The sequence below is a fragment of the Enterobacillus tribolii genome (assembly GCF_003363015.1).
Taxonomy (GTDB): Bacteria; Pseudomonadota; Gammaproteobacteria; order Enterobacterales; family Enterobacteriaceae; genus Enterobacillus; species Enterobacillus tribolii.
Genome location: NZ_QRAP01000001.1, coordinates 402718 through 427047, shown reverse-complemented (window position 1 = coordinate 427047; position 24330 = coordinate 402718). Strand labels below are relative to the sequence as shown.

At 61.1% G+C, this 24330-nt stretch carries 7 protein-coding genes (1 of these 7 only partly in view); 2 read left to right on the top strand and 5 right to left on the bottom strand.

The window, feature by feature from the left end:
- Window positions 1–5: 5 nt before the first annotated feature.
- The 4 genes from C8D90_RS01790 to C8D90_RS01775 all read right to left on the bottom strand — a co-directional run bounded on the left by C8D90_RS01790 (window position 6) and on the right by C8D90_RS01775 (window position 4229).
- The gene (locus C8D90_RS01790) at window positions 6–1097 is read right to left on the bottom strand and encodes an ABC transporter ATP-binding protein (protein WP_115456700.1); all 1092 of its coding nucleotides are present in this window, start codon (window positions 1095–1097) and stop codon (window positions 6–8) included.
- 12 nt (window positions 1098–1109) lie between these two features.
- A complete protein-coding gene (locus tag C8D90_RS01785; protein WP_115456699.1) occupies window positions 1110–1949 on the bottom strand; it encodes a carbohydrate ABC transporter permease in 840 nt (279 codons plus the stop codon).
- 15 nt (window positions 1950–1964) lie between these two features.
- Window positions 1965–2846: a carbohydrate ABC transporter permease gene (locus tag C8D90_RS01780; protein ID WP_115457226.1), complete on the bottom strand. Its 882-nt coding sequence runs from the start codon at window positions 2844–2846 to the stop codon at window positions 1965–1967.
- Window positions 2847–2936: 90 nt separating this feature from the next.
- Window positions 2937–4229, bottom strand: coding sequence for an ABC transporter substrate-binding protein (locus tag C8D90_RS01775; RefSeq protein ID WP_115456698.1), 1293 nt, complete (start codon window positions 4227–4229; stop codon window positions 2937–2939).
- Between the two features lie 507 nt (window positions 4230–4736).
- Here C8D90_RS01775 and C8D90_RS01770 point away from each other — a divergent pair.
- Together C8D90_RS01770 and C8D90_RS01765 are read left to right on the top strand one after the other, a co-directional pair.
- Window positions 4737–5966, top strand: coding sequence for an alginate lyase family protein (locus C8D90_RS01770; protein ID WP_115456697.1), 1230 nt, complete (start codon window positions 4737–4739; stop codon window positions 5964–5966).
- A gap of 24 nt (window positions 5967–5990) precedes the next feature.
- Window positions 5991–7997, top strand: a complete 2007-nt coding sequence (locus C8D90_RS01765) for a heparinase II/III domain-containing protein (RefSeq protein ID WP_115456696.1) — start codon at window positions 5991–5993, stop codon at window positions 7995–7997.
- Window positions 7998–8973: 976 nt separating this feature from the next.
- On the opposite strand, the gene C8D90_RS01760 is transcribed toward C8D90_RS01765, so the two are convergent.
- Window positions 8974–24330: the end of an Ig-like domain-containing protein gene (locus tag C8D90_RS01760; RefSeq protein WP_147291309.1), read on the bottom strand. 19632 nt of this gene lie beyond the right edge of the window; the window shows 15357 of its 34989 coding nt (coding positions 19633–34989); its start codon lies off the right edge, out of view — the gene reads right to left on this strand; its stop codon occupies window positions 8974–8976.

Below are 24330 nucleotides of genomic sequence, written 5' to 3'. Positions count from 1 at the left end.
CCCCGCTATCCGCCGCACGCGATGCGTTCACCGCTTGCCGCATCAAATACGTGGATGCCGCTGAGTTTCGGCAGCAGCCAGACGGTTTCCCCTTCACGCACCTCCAGCCGTTGCTTGAATACCGAGGTAAACGCCCCGCCGCCGGTTTCACAGAATAACTGCATGTCCGATCCCGTGTTTTCAATCGCCGTCACCGTCGCCTTCAGCGCGGCGCCCTGCCGGTCGTCGTCAACCACGGTAACCTGCTCAGGGCGAATGGCGTACACCACGTGCTGGCCCGCGCTGACCTCAAGCCCCGCCGGCAGCCCCAACAGCGAACCGTCCGCCAGTTGCAGCTGTGGCGCGCCCTGCCCAAGCCGGATCTCGCCCTTCAGTTGGTTGATCTCCGGCGAACCGATGAAACCAGCCACGAACAAGTTAGCCGGGCGATCGTACAGCTCCAGCGGCGTACCGACCTGCTCAATGCGCCCTTCGCGCAGAACCACGATCATCTGCCCCATGGTCATCGCTTCAATCTGATCATGGGTCACGTACACCGACGTGGTTTTCAGGCGACGGTGCAGCTCGCGGATTTCGCCGCGCACCTGGGTACGCAGCTTGGCGTCCAGGTTCGACAGCGGTTCATCGAACAGAAACACCTGCGGATTACGCACAATAGCCCGTCCCATCGCCACGCGCTGGCGCTGCCCGCCGGACAGATCCTTCGGCAAACGCTCCAGCAGCGCCTCCAGCCCCAACAACTGCGCGGCGCTTTCCACCTTGGCGCTGATTTCCGCCTTCGGCAAACGGGCCATTTTCAGGGCAAAGCCCATATTTTCGCGCACGGTCATCTGCGGATAGAGCGCATAACTCTGAAACACCATCGCAATATCGCGCAGCTTCGGCTCCACCTCGGTCACATCGCGGGCGTTGATCGCCACCTGGCCGGACGTCACCTCCTCCAGCCCGGCGATCATCCGCAGCAGGGTCGATTTACCGCAGCCGCTCGGCCCGACCAGCACGCAAAACTCACCGTCGGGAATTTCCAGCGAAACGTCGCGAATAACGTGGACATCGCCCCAGGATTTACAGACATTCTTCAGTACAACAGAACCCATTTCGTATTCCTCTTATCCCTTAACGGCGCCGGACATAATCCCGCGGTTGAAGTGTTTTTGCAGACCCAGATACACGATGATGCTCGGCAGCATCGCCAGCAGCGTGATGGCGATAAAAATGTTCGGCGTAATGCTTTCGTCGGTGCGCAACGTACCGAGAATGACGGGGATGGTATTCAGGTTGTCCTGATTCACCACGATCATCGGCAACAGGTACTGATCCCAGATCATGATGAAACCGAACGTCACCACGGTGCCCAGCGCAGGCTTGACCAGCGGCAGGATGACGTGGAAAAACACCTGCCACTCATTGGCGCCATCAATGCGCGCAGCCTCTTCCAGCTCTTTGGGAATGGCCGCCATAAATTCGCTGAGCACGAAAATGGAAAACGCCCAGCCGACCAGCGGCAAAATCATGCCGAGGTAGCTGTTGTACAGCGAGGCATCAATTAATGGCAGCCGCCAGTTAATGATCATGTACAGCGGAATGGCGATGACCTCTTCCGGCAGCATCATCGTCGACAGAATCACCAGGCTGACCAGCGACACGCCGACGAATTTTTTACGCGCCAGCGCATAGGCCGCCAGCGCGCTGACGGAAACCTGCAAAATGGTGCCGAAGAACACCACGATGACGGAGTTAAGCAGGTACTGCCACACGCCGATGTCCTGCCAGGCGAAGATAAAGTTGTCCCAGGAAAATTCATGCGGCCAAGCCAGCAGTTCGCCGGGTTTTACCGGCGCGCCGCTGAACGCGGTGGCGACGATGCCCCAGAACGGGCCGACGAATACCACCAGCAGCAACGCATAGATGATCCAGCGGCCTGCGGTATTCCAGTGTTTATTTTTCATGTCCGGCTCCCGGCATCAGTATTTAACGAGACGCTTTTTCAGCGTGAGGTGGCACACCGTCAGCACCACGGTGAACGCGAACAGCAGGAAAGAAACCGCTGATGCGTAGCCGTAATCAAACTGCTCGAAGCCCAGCTTGTAGATATGCGTCATGATCATCTCCGTGGCGTTGGACGGGCCGCCGCCGGTGGTGGCGTACACTTCGGCGAACACGCGGAAACCGCGGATGAACGACAGCATCAGCACTACCGAGAGCGCCGGGATCATGCCGGGCAGCGTGACGTAACGCAGCCGGTTCCACCAGTTGGCACCGTCCACGTTGGCGGCGTCGTACAAATCGCGGCTGATACCGGCCAGACCGGCGATAAAAATCACCATGTTGTACGGTACCGCCTTCCAGATGTGCAGCAGCATAATGACCCACAGCGCCTGATCGGTGCTCGCCAGGAAACCCTGCTCATCGGCGCCGAACCAGCTCAGCACGTGGTTGACCACGCCGTTACTGGTGGGGTTGAACAAAATACGCCACATTTCCGCCACGATGGCCGCGCTGGTGACCGCCGGTAAAAAGATCGCCGTACGGATAAAACGCAGATGGCGGGCCGGGCCTTCCAGCAGCATCGCCAGAAAGAAGGCGATCAGCGCCGCCACAACCATCGTCACCACTACATATAAAAACGTGTTGAATACCGCGGAATGCAGGGCGTCGTCGGCAAACGCACGGGAAAAGTTACTCAGGCCGACCCATTCATCGTCCTGGTTGAAGTTCACCTTGTAGAAGCTCATCACCAGCCCCTGCAACATCGGGATGAACTTAAACCAGGTGAAAATAATCAGCGCCGGCGCAAGGAACAGCCATGGCACCAGGTGCCGCTTCTGACGGGGGGTTAACATCATTCTCATCGCTCGCAAACAGTAGCGCGTCCGCGTGGCGACGCGCCGGAGGTGGAAAACTGCGCCGCGACGGCGGCGCATCAGTGCGGGACGTTACTGCGCCAGAACCTGTTGTTTGGCGTGTTCAGCGTTGACTTTTTCATTCAGGGACTTCAGTTCCGCGGCAATGTCGGACTGGCAGTCGGCCAGAATGCGGTTAAAGCCGTCTGCCGTCACCTGCCGTATGGGCGTCCAGTTCGGCACCTGGGGAACGTAGCGGCCATGCCCGGTATACAGATTGGCGAAGGTGGCCCAGCGTTCATCGTTGTACACGGCTTTGGTGTCGATGTTTTTGTTCACCGCCAGCCGCACCACCGGCATGTTTTTGCTGCCCTTGCCCATGCCGATCTCCTGCCCTTCGGCCGAAATCATGAATTCAATAAACTGACGCGCCGCCTCTTTCTTCTTACTGCCCTTCATCATAAAGACCGTCGTCCCTTCGGCCAGCGTCGCGGCGCTTTGCGGCCCTTTCAGGGCAACGACTTCAAACTTATCTTTGCCGGGATCTTTGTCGAACAGCGCAATGTGATACGGGCCGGTAAAGAACATCCCGCTCTGCCCGGCGCGGAAGGAGGGGATCACGTCCGCCGTCGTGGCGTTGATCGCACCCGGCTGCACCACTTTGTCGCACAGCATGCCGCGCATGAAGTTCAGCGTTTGCGCCGCCGCCGGTTCATCCAGCGACGCCTTGTATTTCCCCTCGCCGGACGGGCGGATAAAGTCCCCGCCGGCCTGCCACAGGAACGGCGCGATAAACCAGCTGGCATAGCCGCGCGTGGTTGAGCCGGGCAGCAGGAAGCCGTAGGTATCGTCTTTACCGTTGCCGTCCGGGTCCTGCGTGGTGAACGCTTTCGCCAGCTTCGCTACGTCGTCCCAGCTTTCCGGCGCCGGCATACCCAACTTTTCCCGCCAGTCCTTACGCACAAACAGCGCGAACGTCTGGGCCGAAGTGGGAACGCCGTAATATTTACCGTCGGTATAACGCGCGCTTTCCCAGGCGGTCGGATACAGATCGCCGCCGCCCTTTATCGCTGCCGGGTCAATCTCCTCAACGATGCCCAACTGCACGAACTGGCCGATGGAAACCGCATCGTTGAAAATCAGGTCCGGCAACGCATTACCCGCTGCGGCCCGCGCCAGGCGCTGCTCGAAGTCGGTGGTGGCGTTGAAGTAATTGATCTTAATCCCGGTCTTTTTCTCAAACGTTTCCGCTTCCCGGTTATAAATGTTTTTAGAGTCGTTACTGGCCCGGATCCATACATCAAGCGTTTCCGCTGCATACGTCACACCGGCACTCAGCCCCAGCGTGGTTAACAGCAATAAAGAGTTTATTTTTATTCCAGACATTATAATTTGCATCCTTTGGTTGGAGTTTTATTAACGCAGCAGGACGAATAGCCATTTTCTTTTATTATCTGGCTGGTGAAATCATTTAATCCAATGGCTGACGTAAAAACAAGCTTCCAAAACAGAAATAGCGTTTCAGAATCAATAAATTTGCTTTGCATCACACCGAAATTGCCAACAAAAAACCCAGTCAAATTAATATTCATATTTTTCAATGAATTAAAAATCGTTCATTTAATGACTTAATTTAAAGAAATTCCTAAAACCACTTCATTTTCGTGAGTCAGCACACATAAAAAACCTCATTTTAATAATTAGGAATTATTTTTGAATCGCATCACAAAAAAAACTTAATCGTTCTTACAAACTCCCCAGCGACCGATTGAAACATTATTTCACCCTTGTTAATAAACTTAACAATAATATTATCGCGCCCCGTATATTTATAATTAACGCCAGCGCCAGACTTATTATTGAATAAACACGTTTATCCGTGATGGAGAGCTTATGCCCCCGATTAAACCGCTGTTATTGTCCTGCGCGTTCGTTTTCCCGCTTATCGCCGGCTATTCCGCCTGTGCGGCAGAGGCCCATCCTCTTATCGTGCGCCTGGACGATCTCGGCTACAGCAAACAAAAAATCGCGCAGAAGGACCCGGTTTTCCTCCAGGCCTATCAGCGCCTGATCGCCGCCGCCGATAAAGCGCTGACCCGTCCGCCCTATTCCGTGATGGATAAAACCCTGGTTGCCGCCAGCGGCGACAAACACGATTATTACAGCTTCCCGCCTTACTGGTGGCCGGACCCGGAGAAAAAGGACGGCTTGCCCTACATCCGCAAAGACGGGCAAACCAACCCGGACGCCAACAGCGACGCCACGGACAAAAAACGCCTGGTCAGTATGAGCGACGATGTCTGGTATCTGGCGCTGGCCTGGCAGCTGACGCAAAAACCAGCCTACGCGGAAAAAGCGCGCGAACAACTGCTGGCCTGGTTCATCGCAGAGCAAACGCGCATGAACCCGAACCTGCAATATGCGCAGGCGATCCCCGGCATCAACGACGGGCGCGGAATCGGCCTGATCGACAGCCGGGCGCTGGTGCGGGCGATTGACGCCGTCGAGCTTCTGCGCCCCGCCGATGTTCTCAGCGAAGCGGAATATCAGCAAATCCGCGCATGGTTCGGCGATTTTTACCGCTGGATGACCACCAGCCAGAACGGTTTTGAAGAAGATAACTGGCATAACAACCACGGCACCTATTTCGACCTGCAGGCCGCCGCGTTCGCCCTGTTCAGCGGGCAAAAGGAAGAAGCGAAAAAGCGCCTGCAAATCACCCAGCTGCGGCGCATCGCCGCGCATTTCGACCGTGAAGGCAGGCAAACCGCGGAGCTGGAACGCACCCGACCCTGGCACTACAGCAATTTCCACCTGGAAGCCTACAACCAGCTGGGCCGCCTCGGTGAACTGGCCGGCGTCGATGTCTGGAACTTCACGCTGGACGAGCACAGCCTGCAAAAAGGTTACCGCTACGTGGCGCAATACATCCATTCCGATGCGGCGTGGCCCTATCCCGATCTGGACGGCAAAACCGTCGATGAAAAGAAAGCGCTGATCAACATGCTCGCCGCCGCTCATGCCTGGCCGGACGACGGCGAATTCCGCCAGAAAGCGGAGTACCTGATCTCCCGCTACCCGGACTCCGTTTCCGTTCTGATCTACCCGCTGAAACAGCAATAACCGCCGAACGAGGGCAAAATCGTCATGAAGCAGTTTACCCCAGCGCAACTCGACGTTATCCGGCAGCGCGTTGCCCGGCAGCCGGAAATCGTAACCTTTCTGGCGCAGGACAACGACGTGGTGCTGAACATGCCGTCTAACGTGCCGGAAACCGGCATCGCCACGTGGAATCTTTACTATTTCTGCCCGGAACACGGCGTGCGCCTGCACTGGGATCGCGCCTCGCCCCGCGCGCACCGCTGCCCGGTCGACGGGCATGTGTTTCGCGGCGAACCGTATGACGGCGCCTGGTGGCGCCAGATGAACGGGCTGAACGCCAAAGCCTGTTATCAACTGGGGCTGCTGTGGCAACTGACCGGGGAAGCCCGCTATCTGGAGAAGGTCACTGACCTGCTGATGCGCTACGCAACCCATTACCCCGGCTATCAGGAACACGGCGGCATTCCCTGCAACGGGCCGGGGAAAATGAACGCCCAGACGCTGTGCGAAGCCAATTGTCTGCTTGATTTCGCCCTCGGCTATGATTTTATCGCCGATGATCTCAGCGATGATGAACGTGATTACATCGCCTCACGCTTACTGAGCGCCGGGGCGCAGTTCCTGATGGCGCACCGCGCGCCGCAGTTGCACAACCATGAGGTAAAAATCGGCAGCGCCATCGGGGTTATCGGGCTGATTCTGGAAGATCCGGCGCTGCTGACGTTCGCGCTCGACGGCAAATACGGGCTGCGCTATCAGCTTGAGCACGGGTTGTTTGCCGAAGGATTATGGTTTGAAGGCTCCGTTCACTACCATTTCTACGCCTTACAGGGCTTTTTATCGTTCGAAAAACTGGCGCGCGACACGCCATGGAGCCTGCTCGCGCACCCCGGCTACCGCAAGATGCTCGATTTTCCGCTGCAACTGCTGTTGCCCGACGGCACCTTTCCCAACATCAACGACTGCATCGCCGGGCAGGAACGCCTGACGCACAGCCATATCTATGAGTTCGCCTGGCAGGTTTACGGCAATGAACGCTATGCGGCGGCGTTACAGCACATTTACCGCGACGCGCCGCGCCGCAATATCGACGCGCTGCTGTACGGCGCCGACACACTGCCAGCGCAGCCGCTCCCACTCGAACCACAGGAACACGTACACGCCCCCGGCAGCGGCCTGACGTTGCTGCGTAATGCGCAAAAAGGCCGGGCGCTGCTGATCAAACACTCGCCTTTCGGCGGCGAACATGACCATTACGACCGCCTGAGCCTGATCCTGTACCATCAGGGAAAGGCCATCCTGCCCGATCTCGGCACCACCGGGTACGGCGCCAAAATGCACTACGCCTACTATAAAAACAGCGCCACCCACAACACGCTGTGCGTAGATCAGCAAAACCAGCCGCCCGCGATTCCCCGGGTACTGCACTGGCGGCAGGGGGATGATTTTTGCTGGCTGGACACACAGGTGGAGTGGCCTGCGCCTGACGCCTGCCCCGACAGCCATGCCCGCATGGAATGGAACGACGAAGCCTACCGTGATATCCGCTTCCGCCGGCGACTGCTGTGGCTGGACGACGCGATTATCGACATCAGTAGCGTGGAAAACCCGCACCAACGCCAGTTGGACTGGACCCTGCATCCGGACGGCAAGGCGCTCGACGCCGACGGCGAACCCGCCGTCTTCGCGCAAAGCGGACCTCTGACGGCGATGCATAACGTCACGGCCACGCCGCTGACGGGCAGCCAGCCGCGCAACTTTTCCGCCGCGCATCACGGCCTGGCGCTGTGGCTGCACGGCGACGCGACGCTGTTTCAGGGCAAAGCGCCGGCCAACCCGGCGGTTCGCGACATCAGCTATCTGATCCTGCGCAGCCATGCGCCGCAGGCGCAGTTTGTCTGCGTCTGGGATTTGGGCGCGCATATGCCGCTGACGCAGATGGAGGTGATTAATGATCGGGAAACGGTAGTTATCCGGCTATGGCGCGGCGAGGTGGAGCAACGTATTGAGATTGCCGCCCAGCCTGAGCTGGTGCCGGTGATTCGCGGGTAATTCGGGAAAGAAATGGAAAAGCCCGCAGGGTTTATCGTGCGGGCTTATATTTCCTGACGTTATATGCGCTGAACCATCTCATTGTCATAGCCTCCGGCGCTCGCTGCCCAGCCAATGATATCCCTGTCGCAGCACTCCTGCGCAAAGATCACCAGCAGCTTTTCTCATTGTCACATCAGCACTCAAAGCTGTCTGAGCATCCGCTTTCCGCTACCGCTTATGGGCCCGCTTCCGGTGAGGAGTAGCAGCGCCTACACACGGCGATAACCATACGTCGGGTTAATCGTCGCCCACGGGCAACAAGGACACATGCGCAATCCATTTTTTGCCCGACTGAACTCCACGGCCTCGTTGAGGATCCCGGCGTCCATCGTTTTCTGGCTGTTCGTACATGCTATGTCGTTTACAGTAACCCGTCTTCTTTGTTTTATCCCCGGAAGTTTGATCAGTCGTCTGTGAATTATTTTTTCTGACGAGGTTAAGCTGGTGATATTCGGCTTGTCGAGGCCGGTTCCGGCTGGGGGCAATTCATCTGTGCTCACTTCAATGCTTCTTTGAGCTGCTTACTTTGACAGAAGATAATTCCCAAGTAACTTTTTACCGTCTACAAATGGCTATTAAAGCAATAGCGTCAGCGACACAGATGCGGTAACGTCCTCAAGAGACGGACTATACCGAACCGACTTGATCTGAGATATCGCATGGACACCGACATCATATCAGCACTGATCGCCATTATCGTCGTTCTGGTTTTAACGATAAAACTATTAATAAATCTGCTAAAGTTCAACGGAAACGTGGGCAAGAAAATAAAACAGTATCTCAGGGATCTCCGCGACCTGCTGTCCGGCCTGGTCTAAGCAGAATCGTTATCCCCTTCCTTTTAGCCCTGACCTAATCAAGAAAAACCCCGCAACGCCAGGCGCCACGGGGTTTCTCAGCACTCCCGGCAACCGCCGGGAGATTCACTGCACAACTACGCAGACGTCACATCAACCACCAGTTCCTCCGCCGTACTGGCCTTGGCCTGATTCTGACGCTCCATCGCGGTCGCCACCACGCTGAGGGTTATCTGACCAGTGAACGCCGGTGGCGGCGTCAACGTCAGACTGTCCCAGCGCCAGACGGTGATGTCCGCCGTCGTTTGCCCCGCCGAGGCCGTGAACTGATAACTGCCGTCGCTCAGCACGCTGCCTGCCGGCAGGTTTTCCACCGTCAGCGTCAGCGTTTCCGAACCGTCAGTATCCACCAGCTCAGCCTGAATTGACGACAACGGGATCGGCGTATCCGCCGGCCCTGCATTGGCTGAATACATCTCCGCCAGCGCAATGTTGTCGATCATCATGCCGCGCCCCTCAACGGCAAACTTCGTCGCCTCCGTCACGATGCGCAGCCGCTGCGTGGTGCCTTTTCCGGTGAACGCCAGCGTCAGCGTTTCCCAGTTCAGTTCCTGATTATTGCTGGTATTGTTGCTGCCGCCGATACGTTCGCCGTCAAGGTAAATGCCGATGCGCGTATACTCCTCCGGGTAGCCGAAGCGCCCGGCGACGTCCATCGTCAGCCGGTACTGAACCCCGGCGCGGGTAACGACATCACGCTCGATGCCCAGCGTTTGCCCCATGGTGCCTGCCGCGTTGTTCAGCTCCAGCCAGTTTTTGCCTTCGCCGCGCGGCACGCCGTACTGCAACTGCCCTTCCTCGCTCACCATCGGCACGTCCGAGCTCCACATTTCGAAGCCGTTCTTACCGCCGCCGAACGGGTCCGGGCTGGTGACCAGTTTCCAGCCTTCCAGCTCGCTGCGTTGGAGCAACGTCGAAGAAATGTTGGTCGGCGGTCCGTAGATCGTCACGCTTTCCCAGCCGGTAAAGAACAGCTCGGTTGCCGTTTGCCCGGCACGGATGCTCAGCAGCGGCGCATCCGCCACCGGGTGCACGCTCAGGCGCGCCGTGGCCGGCTGTGCGTCATATTCGCCGTCGTTCACCGTCCAGGTAAAGCTGTCCTCGCCGCTCCAGAACGCATGCGGAACGTAGGTTACCGAACCGTCACCGTTCAGCGTCAGTTCGCCGTGCTCCGGCTCGCTCAGAATGCTGACGGTCAGCGCATCGCCCTCCACGTCGTCGGCATACGCCAGCAGGTCAATCGTAATGCTGCCGCCTTCGTCCAGCGCCACGTCAACGTCACGGGCCACCGGCGCATCGTTGACCGGCAGCACCGTCACCACAAGTTCGCGTTCCGTGCGCGCCTGGTGTTGATTTTCCCGCTCCGTTGCCGTTGCCGCGACGGTCAGCACGATTTGGCCGTTCATATCCCTGGGCGGCGTCAGCGTCAGGGTGTCGCCCTGCCAGCCGGTGATATCCGCCGTGGTGTTCCCGTCCGACGCGGTGAAGCTGTGCGTACCGTCGCTCAGCACGCTGCCCGGCAGCAGATTTTCCACCGTCAGCGTCAGCGTTTCCGAACCGTCGGTGTCCACCAGTTCGGCCTGGATCGACGACAACGGGATCGGCGTATCTTCCGGGCCGCGGTTGAGCGGGTGCATCTCCGCCAGCGTAATGTTGTCAATCATCATGCCGCGCCCCTCAACGGCAAACTGCGTCGCCTCCGTTACGATACGCAGCCGCTGTGTGGTGCCTTTCCCGGTGAACGCCAGCGTCAGCGTTTCCCAGTTCAGTTCCTGATTATTGCTGGTATTGTTGCTGCCGCCGATACGTTCGCCGTCAAGGTAAATACCGATGCGCGTATACTCTTCCGGATAGCCGAAGCGCCCGGCGACGTCCATCGTCAGCCGGTACGGCATCCCGGCCTGGGTGACGATATCGCGCTCGATGCCCAGCGTTTGCCCCATGGTGCCCGCCGCGTTGTTCAGCTCCAGCCAGTTTTTGCCTTCACCGCGCGACACGCCATACTGCAACTGCCCTTCCTCGCTCACCATAGGTACATCCGAACTCCACATTTCGAAGCCGTTCTTACCGCCGCCGAACGGGTCCGGACTGGTGACCAACTGCCACCCTTCCAGCTCGCTGCGTTGGATCAGCGTCGAAGAAATGTTGGTCGGCGGCCCGTAGATCGTCACGCTTTCCCAGCCGGTCGAGAACACCGCGGTCGGCGTTCTTTCATCGCCGAGGGTCAGCAGCGGCGCATCCGCCACCGGGCGCACAGTCAGGCGCGCCGTGGCCGGCGGTGCATCGTATTCGCCGTCGTTCACCGTCCAGGTGAAGCTGTCCTCGCCGCTCCAGTGCAGATGCGGCGTATAGCGTACCGTTCCGTCGCCGTTCTGCACCAGATCGCCGTATTGCGGCCCGCTCAGAACGCGCGCCGTCAGCGCATCGCCGTCCGGATCGCTGGCATACGCCAGCAGGTTGATCGTCAGGCTGGCGTCCTCATCCAGCGCGGCGGTGATGTCCTTCACCTGCGGGGGCCGGTTCGCGACACTGCCGGTCACCGTCAGCGTTACCGTCGCGATGTTGGACAACGCTATGCCGGCGCTCAGCTGGTAGCGGAAACGATCTTCGCCGAACCAGCCGGTTTCCGGCACATAGGTCAGACGACCGTCCGCTTCCGGCGTCAGCGTGCCGTGACGCGGCGCTTCGACCACCACCACCGTGACGCCGGTATACCCGGCCAGGTCGTCATTCTCCGTCACGTTCAGCGTCACCGAACCATTCTGTTCCAGCGTCGCCGCATCGTTATAGGCCTGCATCGTTTCGCCGAGCACCGTCAACGCCACGGTGGCGACGTTGGATAACGCCCCGCCGTCACGCAGCCGGTAGCTGAAGCCGTCCTCACCGGACCAGCCGGCCTGCGGCGTATAGCTGAAACTGCCGTCCGCCAGGCGTTCCAGCTCGCCATACTGCGGCCAGCTGACCACCTCCGGCAACGCGCCGGGGTGGCTGCCCACATCGTCGTTCTCCATCACGTTCAGCAGCACCCGTTCATCCTTCCTCAGCACGCGGATATCATCGCGCGCCTGCATGGTTTCGCCGAGCACCGTCAGCAGAACCTGCGCCACGTTGGACACCGCATCGCCGTCGCGCAGCCGGTAGCTGAAGCTGTCCGTTCCATACCAGCCGTCGTGCGGCGTATAGGTAAAGCTGCCGTCGGCATGGCGTGTCAGGTCGCCGTGCTCCGGCGAACGAACCACTTCCGGCAGGGCGCCGTCGTGGCCGCCGAGATCGTCGTTGTCCATCACCTTCAGCACCAGCGGCGTATTCCATGCCAGCGTGACCTCGTCGTTGCAGGCGTACCAGCTGGCCTGCGGCTCGTCGCCCAAACGCAGTTGCCCGATCGTAACGTGGCTGTGTACGGCGGCCTCGCCCCGCCCGAAGCCGATCAGATCAAACGACAGGCTCAGCGCCGTTTCCGCCGCGATATCCGCCAGATCGATCACCACGAAGTAGCTGCCATCGGCGTTTCGTCTGCTGGTGACGCAGTCGGACTGCGTCACCAGGCCGTCAGCCTGAAGGTTGAAGATCCCGTTAGCATGCGTCAGGCTAATCACCGGCAGCAGCGACGCGCCGGTCTTCACGTCCACAACCGCCACTTCAAACGCGTCGTCCGGTCCGTCATCCACGTTGTCCAGCACGATATCCGACAGCGTGAAGGAGAGATAACGCTGCTGTTCCCCCAGAACAAACGCCTGACTCAGCCGGCTTTGATGCGTCGCCGACTCCGTCAGGGTGGCTTCGGCGGTGCCGAAGCTCACCGTACCGTGCGTTTGCCAGCCGGTATCGCCCGCAAACCCGGCGTTCACCAACCAGGGGTTCACATTCATCACCGTATTCTCCAGGGCCTTGTTTTCAGGCGCTTCGTTGTTAAGCGGCGCGGGCAGCGCCAGACGCGCCGTCTGCGGCGCCGTCAGCAGGCTTAATGCCGCCTTTTGGCGCGCCAGGAGGGTCGTCACGCGGCGCGAGTTACCGGAGTCACCTTCGCTGATAGTGCCGAGCGTTACCTGATCGACAGACAGATAGGTGGTCTGTTTCCCTGTCAGGTGGAAGCTGAACCGACCGGCATGGCCTTTCAGTTGCTGCGGAACATTGACCGTTATCCGCTTCAGGGAACCGCCGCCCACGGCAACAGAATCGTACGCGACTTCGTCCCAGAACGTGCCCGCCATATTTTCAAACGTCAGCACCAGCCGGGCATCGTCTTCCCATTCGCCCGGTTTATATTCCGGAACAATGTAGGGATATACAGGAATGATTTTCCAGACTTTGATCCCACTGTTGCGCACCTCAAAGGTCATCGTCGACTCATCCGGATGGAAGAACATCCAGTCATGGCGCAGGGCCGGCTCGCCTTTAATCAGGCGATAGGAGTAGTCGAAGAAGTGCTCCTGAAGCATCGTCAGCAGGTTTGGCAGCGACAAGATCGCCTCACCGGCTTTCTTGCCGGCCAGCGAACCCAGCGCCCGCAGCGCATCTTTCGTCATCCCGGAGGGAGAAATCGCGACGGCAAGCACCATGGCCCTCAGCAACTTACCGGCTTCTTTCAGGAATTCACCCGGCTCAATCTTCTTCAGCTCGTCGAACCCTTTGTCCATCAGCTCCTTGACGACGTCCTCAACCACCTTCTCCAGGAAGGCCTGCAGGTCATCCACGGTTTGCTGCGTAAACTTGAAGTCCAGCAGTTGCTTACCGAACATCTTGAAACGCGCCACGCTGAAGCGGGGTATCAGGTTCAGCCCCTGCATTGCCGTTGCAATCCCGCCCTGCACGGACCAGCCGGGAAGCTCGGTCCAGGTTCCGGTCAGCCATTGCAGCGGCAGACGTCCATAGACCGGCGCATAGCTGGCCTGGAAATCGCCGTTGAACACCCGGGGAATATCCGGACCGGTGCCGTACTTATCACGGTTGCTGCCATATTCGGTATTTCCGTACGTCAGCGGGTCCCGCGTGGCGGAGAATCCCGTCGCCGACCATTCCTGCGGCGTCGCACCGCCCAGCACCGACCACGCCCATCCGGTACCGATACCTTCCCATACCGTGAAGTCTTCGATATTACGCAGCCCGCGGTGCTTGTTGGTAAAGGTCTCACCCGCGCTGTACCACGGATTGCCCGGCTCATCGTTGAGGTCGTGTTTGCCGCGGAAGAATTTCTTCATCCAGCGCGGATCGGCGTCCGACTCCAGCTCATCCTTCCAGTTATAGCCCGTACGCCACACGATGTTGCTGAAGCCCCCTACCAGGTTGCTGGTCTGCGTCATGGTCAGGTCGGCCGTGCCCTGATACCAGGTCTGTACCCGGCTGTGCGGCAGCGCCAGACCCAGCCCGATCAGGCTGACCTCGGTATCCGTTTCAAACCAGGCGCGCCCGTCCAGCAGGATATCCACAGCGGCCCCTTCAATGGTGTGACCGTTCGGCGTCAGCGTCGTCCCCTTATTCTCCTTACCCAGACACTGGTAGTAGTTATCGGCAAAACCGATGTTCTTCCACAACACCACATCCGGATCGTAGAAATCCGCATACTTAATGGTGCTGAAGCCCGTCCAGTCGGCCAATGTGGCCAATCCTTTCAGCCCCCGGCTGAGCGCCATCGCCCAGCCGGACACCATCATCGAGAATCCGCCGATGATCGGGACGATAGAAATCAGCGCGCCCACGGCGCTGATCCCTTTGAGGAGCAACGCCAGGGTTTCGAGGGCATCCTTCACCGGCAGATCCAGCGTGCTCTGTTTCTGCTCGTGCGGATCCAGCGTGGTCATGTGAATATTCTGCACCTGCGGGAAAAATGCCCCCAGGCGCTGAATGATTTCGCCGTTGACCGACGTCCCCCGGCTGTGGCCGACAAAATGCAGCGGCGAGTTGAAAATGCCGTGGGTTTCATTCAGCCGCGTCAGGAAAGCAAACGTCGCTTCCGCTGCGGCCTCGGCGAAGCCGGAGTCGTTGATGCCGGACTCGTTGGCCCAGTCGGGGACGATAATCAGCGGCTTACCGTACTGAATCTTCAGGTGGGTATCGGAATCCAGGAATACAAACTTATCATCCTGGCTCCTCCCCGTCGCAACCTTGCGGTTTGCATCCCAGATTTTGATCCTGCCCGTTTCCTTATCCATCCGGACGATGGCGCCACCGTTGTTCATCACGATACGGCTCGCCAGCTCCAGCGACGCAGTATCCGCCGCATACACCGGTTCCGTGCTGAGCGGGGGCTGGAAACCGTGCGTGGAAACGATAACCGCCGGGAATGACTGACCGCTCTTCACCTTCACCGGCGCGACGTCAAAGACCTTGAATCCGCTGTAAATGCTGCCGTATTGGGTCTTCACGATAACGCCCCAGTAGTAGTGCTGCGACGCGGTAAGCCGCGGGCCGCCGCACGCTTCGTAGTTCAGGGTGCATCTGCCGGTGGTCTTATCGTAGGTCAGGCCCGCAGGGAGGTTACTCATCAGGAAATTATTCAGCGCAAAAATACGCTGCGGGTTGACGTCGCCGTCCCATTCTTCCGTGATGTAGTCATTCACCTTATGACGGATATCATCCGTCGCTTCGGGCAGCGCATCTTTCGGCCATAATCCGGCTCCCGGCTGCTGTGCGCTGAGGTAGAACTCCATCTCAACGATTTCCGCGCCCTCCAGCACCCACTCAAAGACGGGGTACGGCTCGGCCTGCGTGTTATCGATGCCGTCGCCGCCGCCGCCGGGCTTCAGCAACTGCAGCGCAGAGCCGGTCTGGATAGCCGCATTCACGCCGAAGACGTCATACTTCGCATCCACGCCGAGCTTATCCACCTTCATCGGCTGCGCCCCTTTGTGCAGCGCCTCCAGATCGCCCGGTTTGTTGCCCTGATTAAAGTTCAGATCCAGCGGCCGGTCCGGGCCGTTCTGCGACTTGGTCACCGCCCGCATCAGGCCGTCAACGCTCCACACCAGAATGTAATGGAAGAACGACGAGGCAGGGCTGCCCGGCGGGTCCTCCTGCCAGACAGTCCCGATCACCTGGGTGCCGTCGCTGGACAGCGTCAGCCTGTCGATGGCGCCGCCGAGAATCGGCGTCGTTGCCCCGACGTAGCGCGGCCCGCCTTTTTTACCGAAGGGATCTTCGACGATGCCGATCTTGCCGCCGGTCTGTTTGCCGACCAGCTCTTCATACACGCCGGCCATAAAGGCTGGGGTGTAATAAACGAAGTTATAGTCAGCCACCAGGCCATACTCTTGTCCGCCATAGTTCAGGTAGACAACACCGTTGGTGCGCTGAATGTTCTGCCAGTAGCGTTGTTTCAGATACCCCGCCGGCGGCGCCATCTCCGCTTCCAGCATCATGGCGGAAGCCGAAAGCGCCTCCGTTCCCGGCTCAATCGTAAAGGCGATCGAACTCAGCCCGCAGTTGTAGGCCAGGGAACTGCCCAGCAGGAACTCGCCGGGTTGTTTACCCGCCACAATGCAGTTCGCCCCTTTCCCTGCGCCCTTGGTCGGGAAGGACACCGTACGCAGCCCCTCCCCGGACAGTTTGCCGGTTTTATCATCGACGAACGTCAGGTCAATGACGTACACGTCCCCCTTCTCCGCGCCGAAGTAGTGCCCCAGGCTGCGGAAGGTACGCGGCGCAGTCACGGCCAGGTAGCGATTGTTGCTGATCGCCAGGCCGAGGTAGCCGTGGGCGGTCGAAGGCAGCCCCTGAATCTGCTGTATGCCGCCGTAGCCCGCTCTGTCCAGATCAACGTTGACGCGCATGAGGCGGTAACCGTGCGATACCGCCGCGGCATAGCGGTTGTCCTCCGCCGCATACAGCCAGCCATCACACAACGCCAGGGAACTGATGTTGGCGTTGCTGCCGTACAGCCGGATGGTGTTCACCACTTCGCAGGTAATTAAATCCAGCACGTAGATTTTGCCGTTGCGCCCCGCAACGTAGGCGATTTCATCGTTCCAGCCCAGAACAACGGGGCTGGTTTTGCTGCCGTTGAGCTGATTGGCCAGCGAAACGCCGAGATCATCCTTAACAATGGATTTCACAAAGCGCAGTTCGGAGACCCCTTCGCCGGCACTGCCGCCGGACGTATGGTGATCGTGGTAGATATTGATGCAGCCGCTGCTGACCACCAGCGTAATGCGTTTCTTCTCCGCACGGCTGGGCGTTACCGGGTTACTTTCCACGCCCTTCGCCTTCTCACGCAGCACGCCGTTGGCGTCTGGCGTAACAGCCACGCGCTCCACGAAAAACTGGTGCTGGGACAGCGCGATACCGCGCGGCAGGGCAATATCTTCGAAGCGGAAGTTCACCGTTTTTTTATCAACCTGCGTGCCTTTGACTTCGGCCAGTTGTTGATACAGCATCCCCTGCCACGGCCGTTCAATCGGTTTCGGCAACAGTCCGGGGTTGCGCGGTCTGATCCACAGCCGGTATTTCGCCTGCGAAACGTTGGAACCGCCCGTTGCCGTATGCCCTGCCAGCGTAAACTGGTTTACATCGTTGGCGCCGATGACCAGCTCGAAGGTGTCTACCCGTGGCGCATCCGGCGGCAGGTCATCCGTGTCCTCTTTCTTCGGCCGGAAAATAACCAGATCATCCTTCTTCTCCATGCTCACATCGTGGCGCACATAAGCGCCGTCATAGCTGATGGTGCGGGTCTGCAACAGCAACGATGACGTCAGCAGCATCCCCAGCATGAAGGGCAGCCCGCCCGCCAGCGCACCGATGGAGAGCGCCATGGTGTGCAGATACAGCAAGTCGGTACTGATCAGCGCTATATCCACCTTCACCTTGCCGGTGTTGGGATCAACTTCACCCTTGGAGGAGAGGCACAGCAGTTCGCCGCCGGCCAGCGTGCCGGGGTACGGCGGGCTGGCGCTGCGCGCCACGCCATCGTCACTGACGTAACCGTTATCGACAATGAACCAGATCTCCTCCGGTTCGCCGTTCTCGCCGATCCCCGTGCCTTTACGCATGAACAGCACTTCCGTGCCCGCCTCAACGCCGGCAACCTTCATCTCCAGTTGCAGCGGCAACAGCGGATCGGCGCCGCCCAGATCGAGCCGCAGCGCGCCCAGCGCATTCAGCTGATCCGGCGCCGGCGGCGCGAGGCTGAGTTCATCTACCGCGCACGGTTCGACAGACACCGTCACGTCGCGGTCAAACGCGCCGGGCGGAATCAGCACCACGTTGCCCCCTGCGTCGCCGAGCGCAGCGCCCTCACCGGCCTGCAGATCCGCCGCGCTGCCGCGCAACGCTTCCACACGCAGCTCAATAATGCGCTGCTGGCCGCCGTGGACGACGTAGACGCGCGCATAACCGGCCGCCTTCGCCGTCAGCAGTCCGTCCGGCGTCACCGACGCTACCGTCGGGTCGGAAACAATGTAACGGGTGCCGGTATCCGCGCCGCTGATGTCCGTCTCGTCCAGCACCGAAGAGACGAGCAGTTGCCGCTCGCTGCGCCCTTCCGCCAACATGACCGCCGCCGGATACACGCCCAGCTCCTCGCCCTGCGCATTGCGCAGCGCCGACAGCCAGATGGGCGCCGCCTCGATCCTCAGCGCGTTCACCGCCACGATGCCGCGCGCCGTGACGCTGAAGAACGTTTCCCCTTCGGCCAGGCCGCGAATGACGTCCTTATCGTCGATATACAGCAGGCGGGTATCGTCCGCGCTCAGGGTGATGTAGTCACCAAACAGCGCCACGCCTTCCTGGTCGGCAAAGTCGCCGGTGACAACCGGCGTCAGCGAGTTGCCCATATCCAGCACCGCCTGGCGTTCGATATGAATGCGCAACAGTTTGGCGTCGCTGACGGTAAACGGCAGTTCGATCGGCGCGCTGACGGCAAAACCGTCATCGGCCAGCAACCGCACGCCGGCCGGGCCGGCATAACCGGCCTCCGGCGTGAAGATCAGCGTCTGACCGTCGCTTGCCAGCACCGCGCTGCCGTGCGTGCCGTCCAGCACGCGCCAGAACACCGGTTCGCCTTCGCGGTCGATCGCCACGTCGTCCAGCCGCACGCGCACGCTGAGGTCAACGTGGGTCAGGATCGGTTCCGTCACCGGCAGCGCCTGCGGCGGCTGGTTCGCCCTGAAGCCGCTATTGGCGTACAGCAACTGACGATCGCGGCTGTCAACAATGCCGTCGCCGTTGAGATCGCCCACGGCGTCCTGCTGACGCAGGCTTTCTTCCCACAGCGCGCTGTCCGCGCCGTCAACGTTGCCGTCCTGATTCAGGTCGCCAACCACCGACAGACGGATTTGCGCCGCACCGCTGCCGCGCAGGGTAATCAACCTGGCGCCCTCCTGCGTCACGCGCAGCAGGTAAGTCGTCACGCCCTGATGCGTCTGCACGGAAAGCGTCTGACATTCCGTTACCGACAGCGTCGCGCCGGCAGGCAACGTTGCCTTCAGCGCCAGCAGCACCGCGCCCTGCCCGCCCGGCGTATGCACCGTGCCGGCAATTTCGCTGGCGCGGATCACGAAGGCCAGCGTCGCCTCCTGCGCCGCGTTCAGCGTGCCCTGCCAAACGTTGCTGCCGTTATCGCCCCAGTCAATCACCGCGCCCAGATTGGCGGTGAAAGGTTCCGACCGGGGCGAACCGTCGGCCTGATAGACCACCGGCATACCCGGCTCACGATCGTTCAGCGGCCGTACGAACAGCAGACGCCCGCCGGCATCGTAACGATAAACCCGCGTTTGAACCGTGCGCTGTGCGTCCGGATAGGTAATCCGGCTGACGCGGCCCGCAGCGTCGCGCTGAATATCGATGCGCGCATCCGCGTTATCGCCGAGCAGCACGATACCGCTTTCAGACACCAGCCAGTCGGTGCCGTCGCTGAACGTAATCCGCTGAATGCTGCCCTGACGATCCAGCGCGTAGCGCGTGCCGTCCGGCGCGGTCAGCGTGTAACTGACCGGCACCCACGGCATCCCGCTGAGCCGGTCGTAAAGCGCATCGCCCAGGCGCGTCAGCGTATCCCGCACGCCGGCCGTATTGCCGCAGGCGTCCAGTTGCCAGCCCCGGTCGGTACTGAATCCGGCACGCCAGATAAACGGCGCGCCTGGCCGGGCGCTGAGCGCTTCCCGCTGCGCATGCAGCACGAAGCCAAGGTGCAGCTCGCCCGCATCCGGGTCAGCCAGGTCGGCCGGGATCACCAGCCACACCTTCGCCCCTGCGCGCCAGGCCGCCGTCGCGCCGGAAGGCAGCGTCGTCCGCTGATCGCCGCTGAGGGTCGTATTCAGCCAGGGAATAACCGCGTTGCCGAAATCGGCACGGCCGTAGCCGGCGGCGTCATCCCATTGGCGGGCCAGCGCCACCTTATGACCGCCCAGATCCACCAGCGCTTCCGTGTGTCTCACCACCCGCAGCGTTTTATCGGCGCTGTCGATGATGATTTCGCCGCCGATCTCGCTGGTACGATCCATCAAGTCCCAGGCGGTGAAGCGCAGCTGATAAATGCCGTTGCGCCACTGCGCCGGATCGAGGCGCGCAAGCTGCATCACCTGATCAAACGCTCTGGCGCCGTACTCCGCCTGCGCCAGCGTATGCCAGCGCCCGCTGCCGCTCAGCGCGATTTGCAGGCGCCAGCCCATCAGCTGACGCGCGTTAATGCGCGCCTTCAGCGCGACCGCCGCGCTCAAGGTCGGCGGCACGCCGTCCGGCGTGAACAGGGCCTGCCAGGCTAACGCCGGCGCCTGATTATCCAGCGGCTCCCGCACCCGGATGCTCTGCTGCGCCGTGTTGCCGAAGCCGTCGCGATCCCGCGCCGTGGCACGCAGCGTGATGATGCCGGCCTCTGTTGGCGTCAGGCGCAGACGTCCCGCGCCATCGACGGTCACGTCCTGCCATTCGCCGTCTTCGCCGTGGCGCAGTTGCACCGTCAGCGACGCCAGCTCGCTCCACGCCTCGGCGCGGACGGTCACCATCACCGCCTGGCCGGGCAGGACCGGCGTTTCCGGCGTTGCGTTGATCAGAATGTCCGGCGCGTTACCCGCTTCCTCCGCCACCACGCGCAGCACGAAGGCCTCACGCGCGACGGCATAGTCGTCGGCGGCGGTCATCGTCACCGTGTGATCGCCGATTTGCCCCGGACCGGGCGTCCAGACCAGCATTTGCCGCGTCTGGTCATATTCCGCGCCTTCCGGCAGATTGAGGAAATCCACCGTCAGCGCCTGCGTTTGCCGCACCCCATCGGGATCGAAAGCGCAGAAGCCTTCTGCGGCGTGAGCGCCCAGCGTAACCGGCAGCTCAAACGAATTCCCCAGCACGCGGGCCGCGTTGCGCACCACGATCCGGGGCGGATAGTTGACGTCATACACCCGCACCGACACCTTGCGGAAGCTTTCCGCCTGGCCGTCCGTGACGCGGAACGTAAAGGTGAAAGCGCGTTCGCTGCCATCGGCGTTATCGACCGTATTGCGCGGCGGCGTCCACTCAAAGTAACCGCTGGCGGCGTCAAAATGGACGTCCGGCGGCGTGTCTTCGTCATACACCAGGCTCAGCTTCAGCGCATCCAGATCGTCATCCACCGCGCGCACGGTAAAGCTCAGGGTTTCCCCTTCGTTCACCAACTGCAGCGGTACGGGAAGAATGCGCGGCGGCTGATTGGTATTGCGCACCGCGATTTCCAGCGTACGGCTGAACGCCGCCACGCCGTCGGAGCACGTCAGCGTCAGGCGCCACAGCCCCGGCGCGCCGGCGTTGCCGTCCTGCGCCGCCAGCATGTCCGGCGTCCAGTGCAGGGTCAGCTGTGAGCCGTCGTCAGACGGCGCCAGCGTCATGCCGCGCGGCAGGTCGGCAGCGCTCCAGGTCAGGACGTCGCCGTCGCGATCGCGGGCATACAGCAGCACATCCAGCGCTTCGCCTTCGGCGGCCGTCAGGGTGATCACGCCCTCCGCGCCCGGATCGCTCAGGGCCGTGCCGTTGGCCTGCGCCCCCAGCAATTCCGGCGCGGCGTTTTCAGTACGCACCACCACGCGCAGCGCCTTGCGCGTTTCGTTCGGTTCCGGTGTTTCCGGCACCGGATACCCGGCATCGGCCGGCGGCAGACCGCTGTCGGTCACCGACAGCACCAGGTCATAGCTGCCGACATCCCCGGCCTGCGGCGTCCAGCTCAGCGTCGCATGGCCGTATTGCACCTCCGGCGTCAGCGTCGCCCCGATGGGCAACCCTTCGCAGTGCCAGGTCAGGGCATCCTGATCGGCATCCAGGGCCAGCAGTTTCACCGTCAGCGGCTCACCGACCACCGCGGCGACCTGCGCAGGCGCAATCAGCACCGGCGCTTCCGTCAGGCTGCGCACCGTCAGCACGAAGCTCTTGCTCTGGCACAGGACCTGATTGCTGTCTCCGTCGCCGTCGTCGCAGGCGGTCACCGTGATGGTGTAATCCCCGCGATGCCCTTCGCCCGGCGTAAAGCGCAGCACGCCGCTGACGCCGCCTTCAGGCGACGGCGGGTTGGCGATGTATTGCGCAAACGACGGCAGGCCGGTGAACGTCAGCTCGATCGGGTTGCCGTCGGCGTCGCTCGCCGCCACCGGAACCTCCAGCACCTCGCCTTTATCGACGAACGCATTGGCGAGATCCGTCAGCTGCGGCGCGCGGTTGGCGTTCTCCACCACAATATCCACCGTCAGATGGCGGGTTTCCGGTATGCCGGTGCCGTCGCCGTCATCCGTCGCGCTGACGGTCACGGTATAGCGTCCGGCCTGGTTGTAGTCCGGCGTCCAGACCAGCTCCAGCGTTTCCTCATCAAACAGTGCGCCGTCCGGTAAACCGCTGACCACGTAGCTGACCGTCGGTGCCGCGATCTCTTCGCCGACCGCCTCCGACTCAGGGTTAATGCGCTGGCGCGGTTCGAAGTACGGGTTGTCGGGATCGAAGGCAAAGACGCTGACGCGCAGCGGCTGCCCCTCCAGCACGTACCAGGTGGACATCGGCGCAAATACGGGGGCGCCGTTGGCATTGGCGACGCTCAGGTGCAACGTGCGCGTTATTTCGGTTCTGTGCACGCGCCCGTCCGGATGCGTCCACAGCGCCTGCAACGTGATGGGGACCGGGTAATCCCCCTGCTGAGAATAGTCCGGCGTCCATTCGAACCAGCCGGTGTCGGCATTCAGCATCGCTCCGCCCGGCAGCCAGGTTGTCACGTACTGTAACGTCACCTGTGCGCCGCCCGGCTGAATCGCATTGCCGGGCACGCTGCCGCCAAGTTGCAGCGTATAGCGCTCGCCTTCGCGCAGTTGCTGGATACCCGGCTCCGTCAGCAGCGGATTGGGGTAGGCCTGCTCAACCCAAAACGCGGTGGGCTGGCTGACCGTGCATTTGCCGTCGCTGGCGATAACCTCCACGCCGTCATAGGTGCCGGCCTGACCGTAGTCCGGCGTCCAGCTCAGCGTACGCGACGCCGCGTCGAACACCGCGCCGGGCGGCAGGTTACGTACCGCCAGAATCAGGTCATCGCCGTCTTCGTCGCTCACCATCAGCGACACGTTCATCGTTTCCCCTTCGCTCACGCGATACAGGGAGGAAATGGCGATCGCCGGCGCATGGTTTCCGCCCTCCACCGTCAGCCGGTAAGTGCGGGACACGCTTGCGCCCCGGCTGTCCTCGACCCGCACCACGATGTCGTTGGTTTCGCTGTCGCGCCCGGTTGGCGTCCAGCTCAGTGTCGCCCGGCCGTAGTAGCCGTCCGGGCCGGTTTCCACCGTGTCCTCCGGCGTCAGCGTCATGCCCGCCGGCGCCTGGATCAACTGCCACCAGAACAGCGTGCCGTCGGCGTCAACCGCCTCGATCTGCGCGCTCCACGGCTCACCGGCCACGGCGTCCGGCAGCACCAGCACTTCCCCTGACTGCGTATCAAGCACGTCCGGCAGGGTCAGCCACGGCAGTTGGTTATCCTGAGGCATGGCATAGATGCCATGGCCCGGATTCGCCTTCGCCAGTTCAGCCAGCCCGTTCTGCGCCGCCTGCGATGCCGGCACCAGCGTGACGGTCACGCCGCTCAGGGTTTCCCCGACGCGCAGCTTCCCGCCCAGTTGGGCGATGGCGTCATCCAGGTGAATCAGCCACAGGCCGTGACGATCGCCATCGCCCGGTACGCCGTTAAAGATTTCACCGCCGAAGTAACGGCCAGGGTCCAGCAACAGCACCATTGGCCCGAACAGGTCGTCCGTGCCGTTGTTGGTGACGCTCACGTCATAGCTGACTTCGCCGGTGGCGCGATCGGCGCGCGTCGCGTCGAACATCAGGTGTAACTGATGGCTCATGTCATTGAGCGCCGTAAAGGCGCTGAGCCAGCCCTGTTCCATCTTCACTTCCAGGTTGCTGCGCAGGCTGGCGTACACCTCAAACTGATAGCGTCCGGCATGCAAACCGCTCAGGCTGAGCCAGGCGGTGCGGTTCTGTGCATCCCAGACCACGCTGTCAGG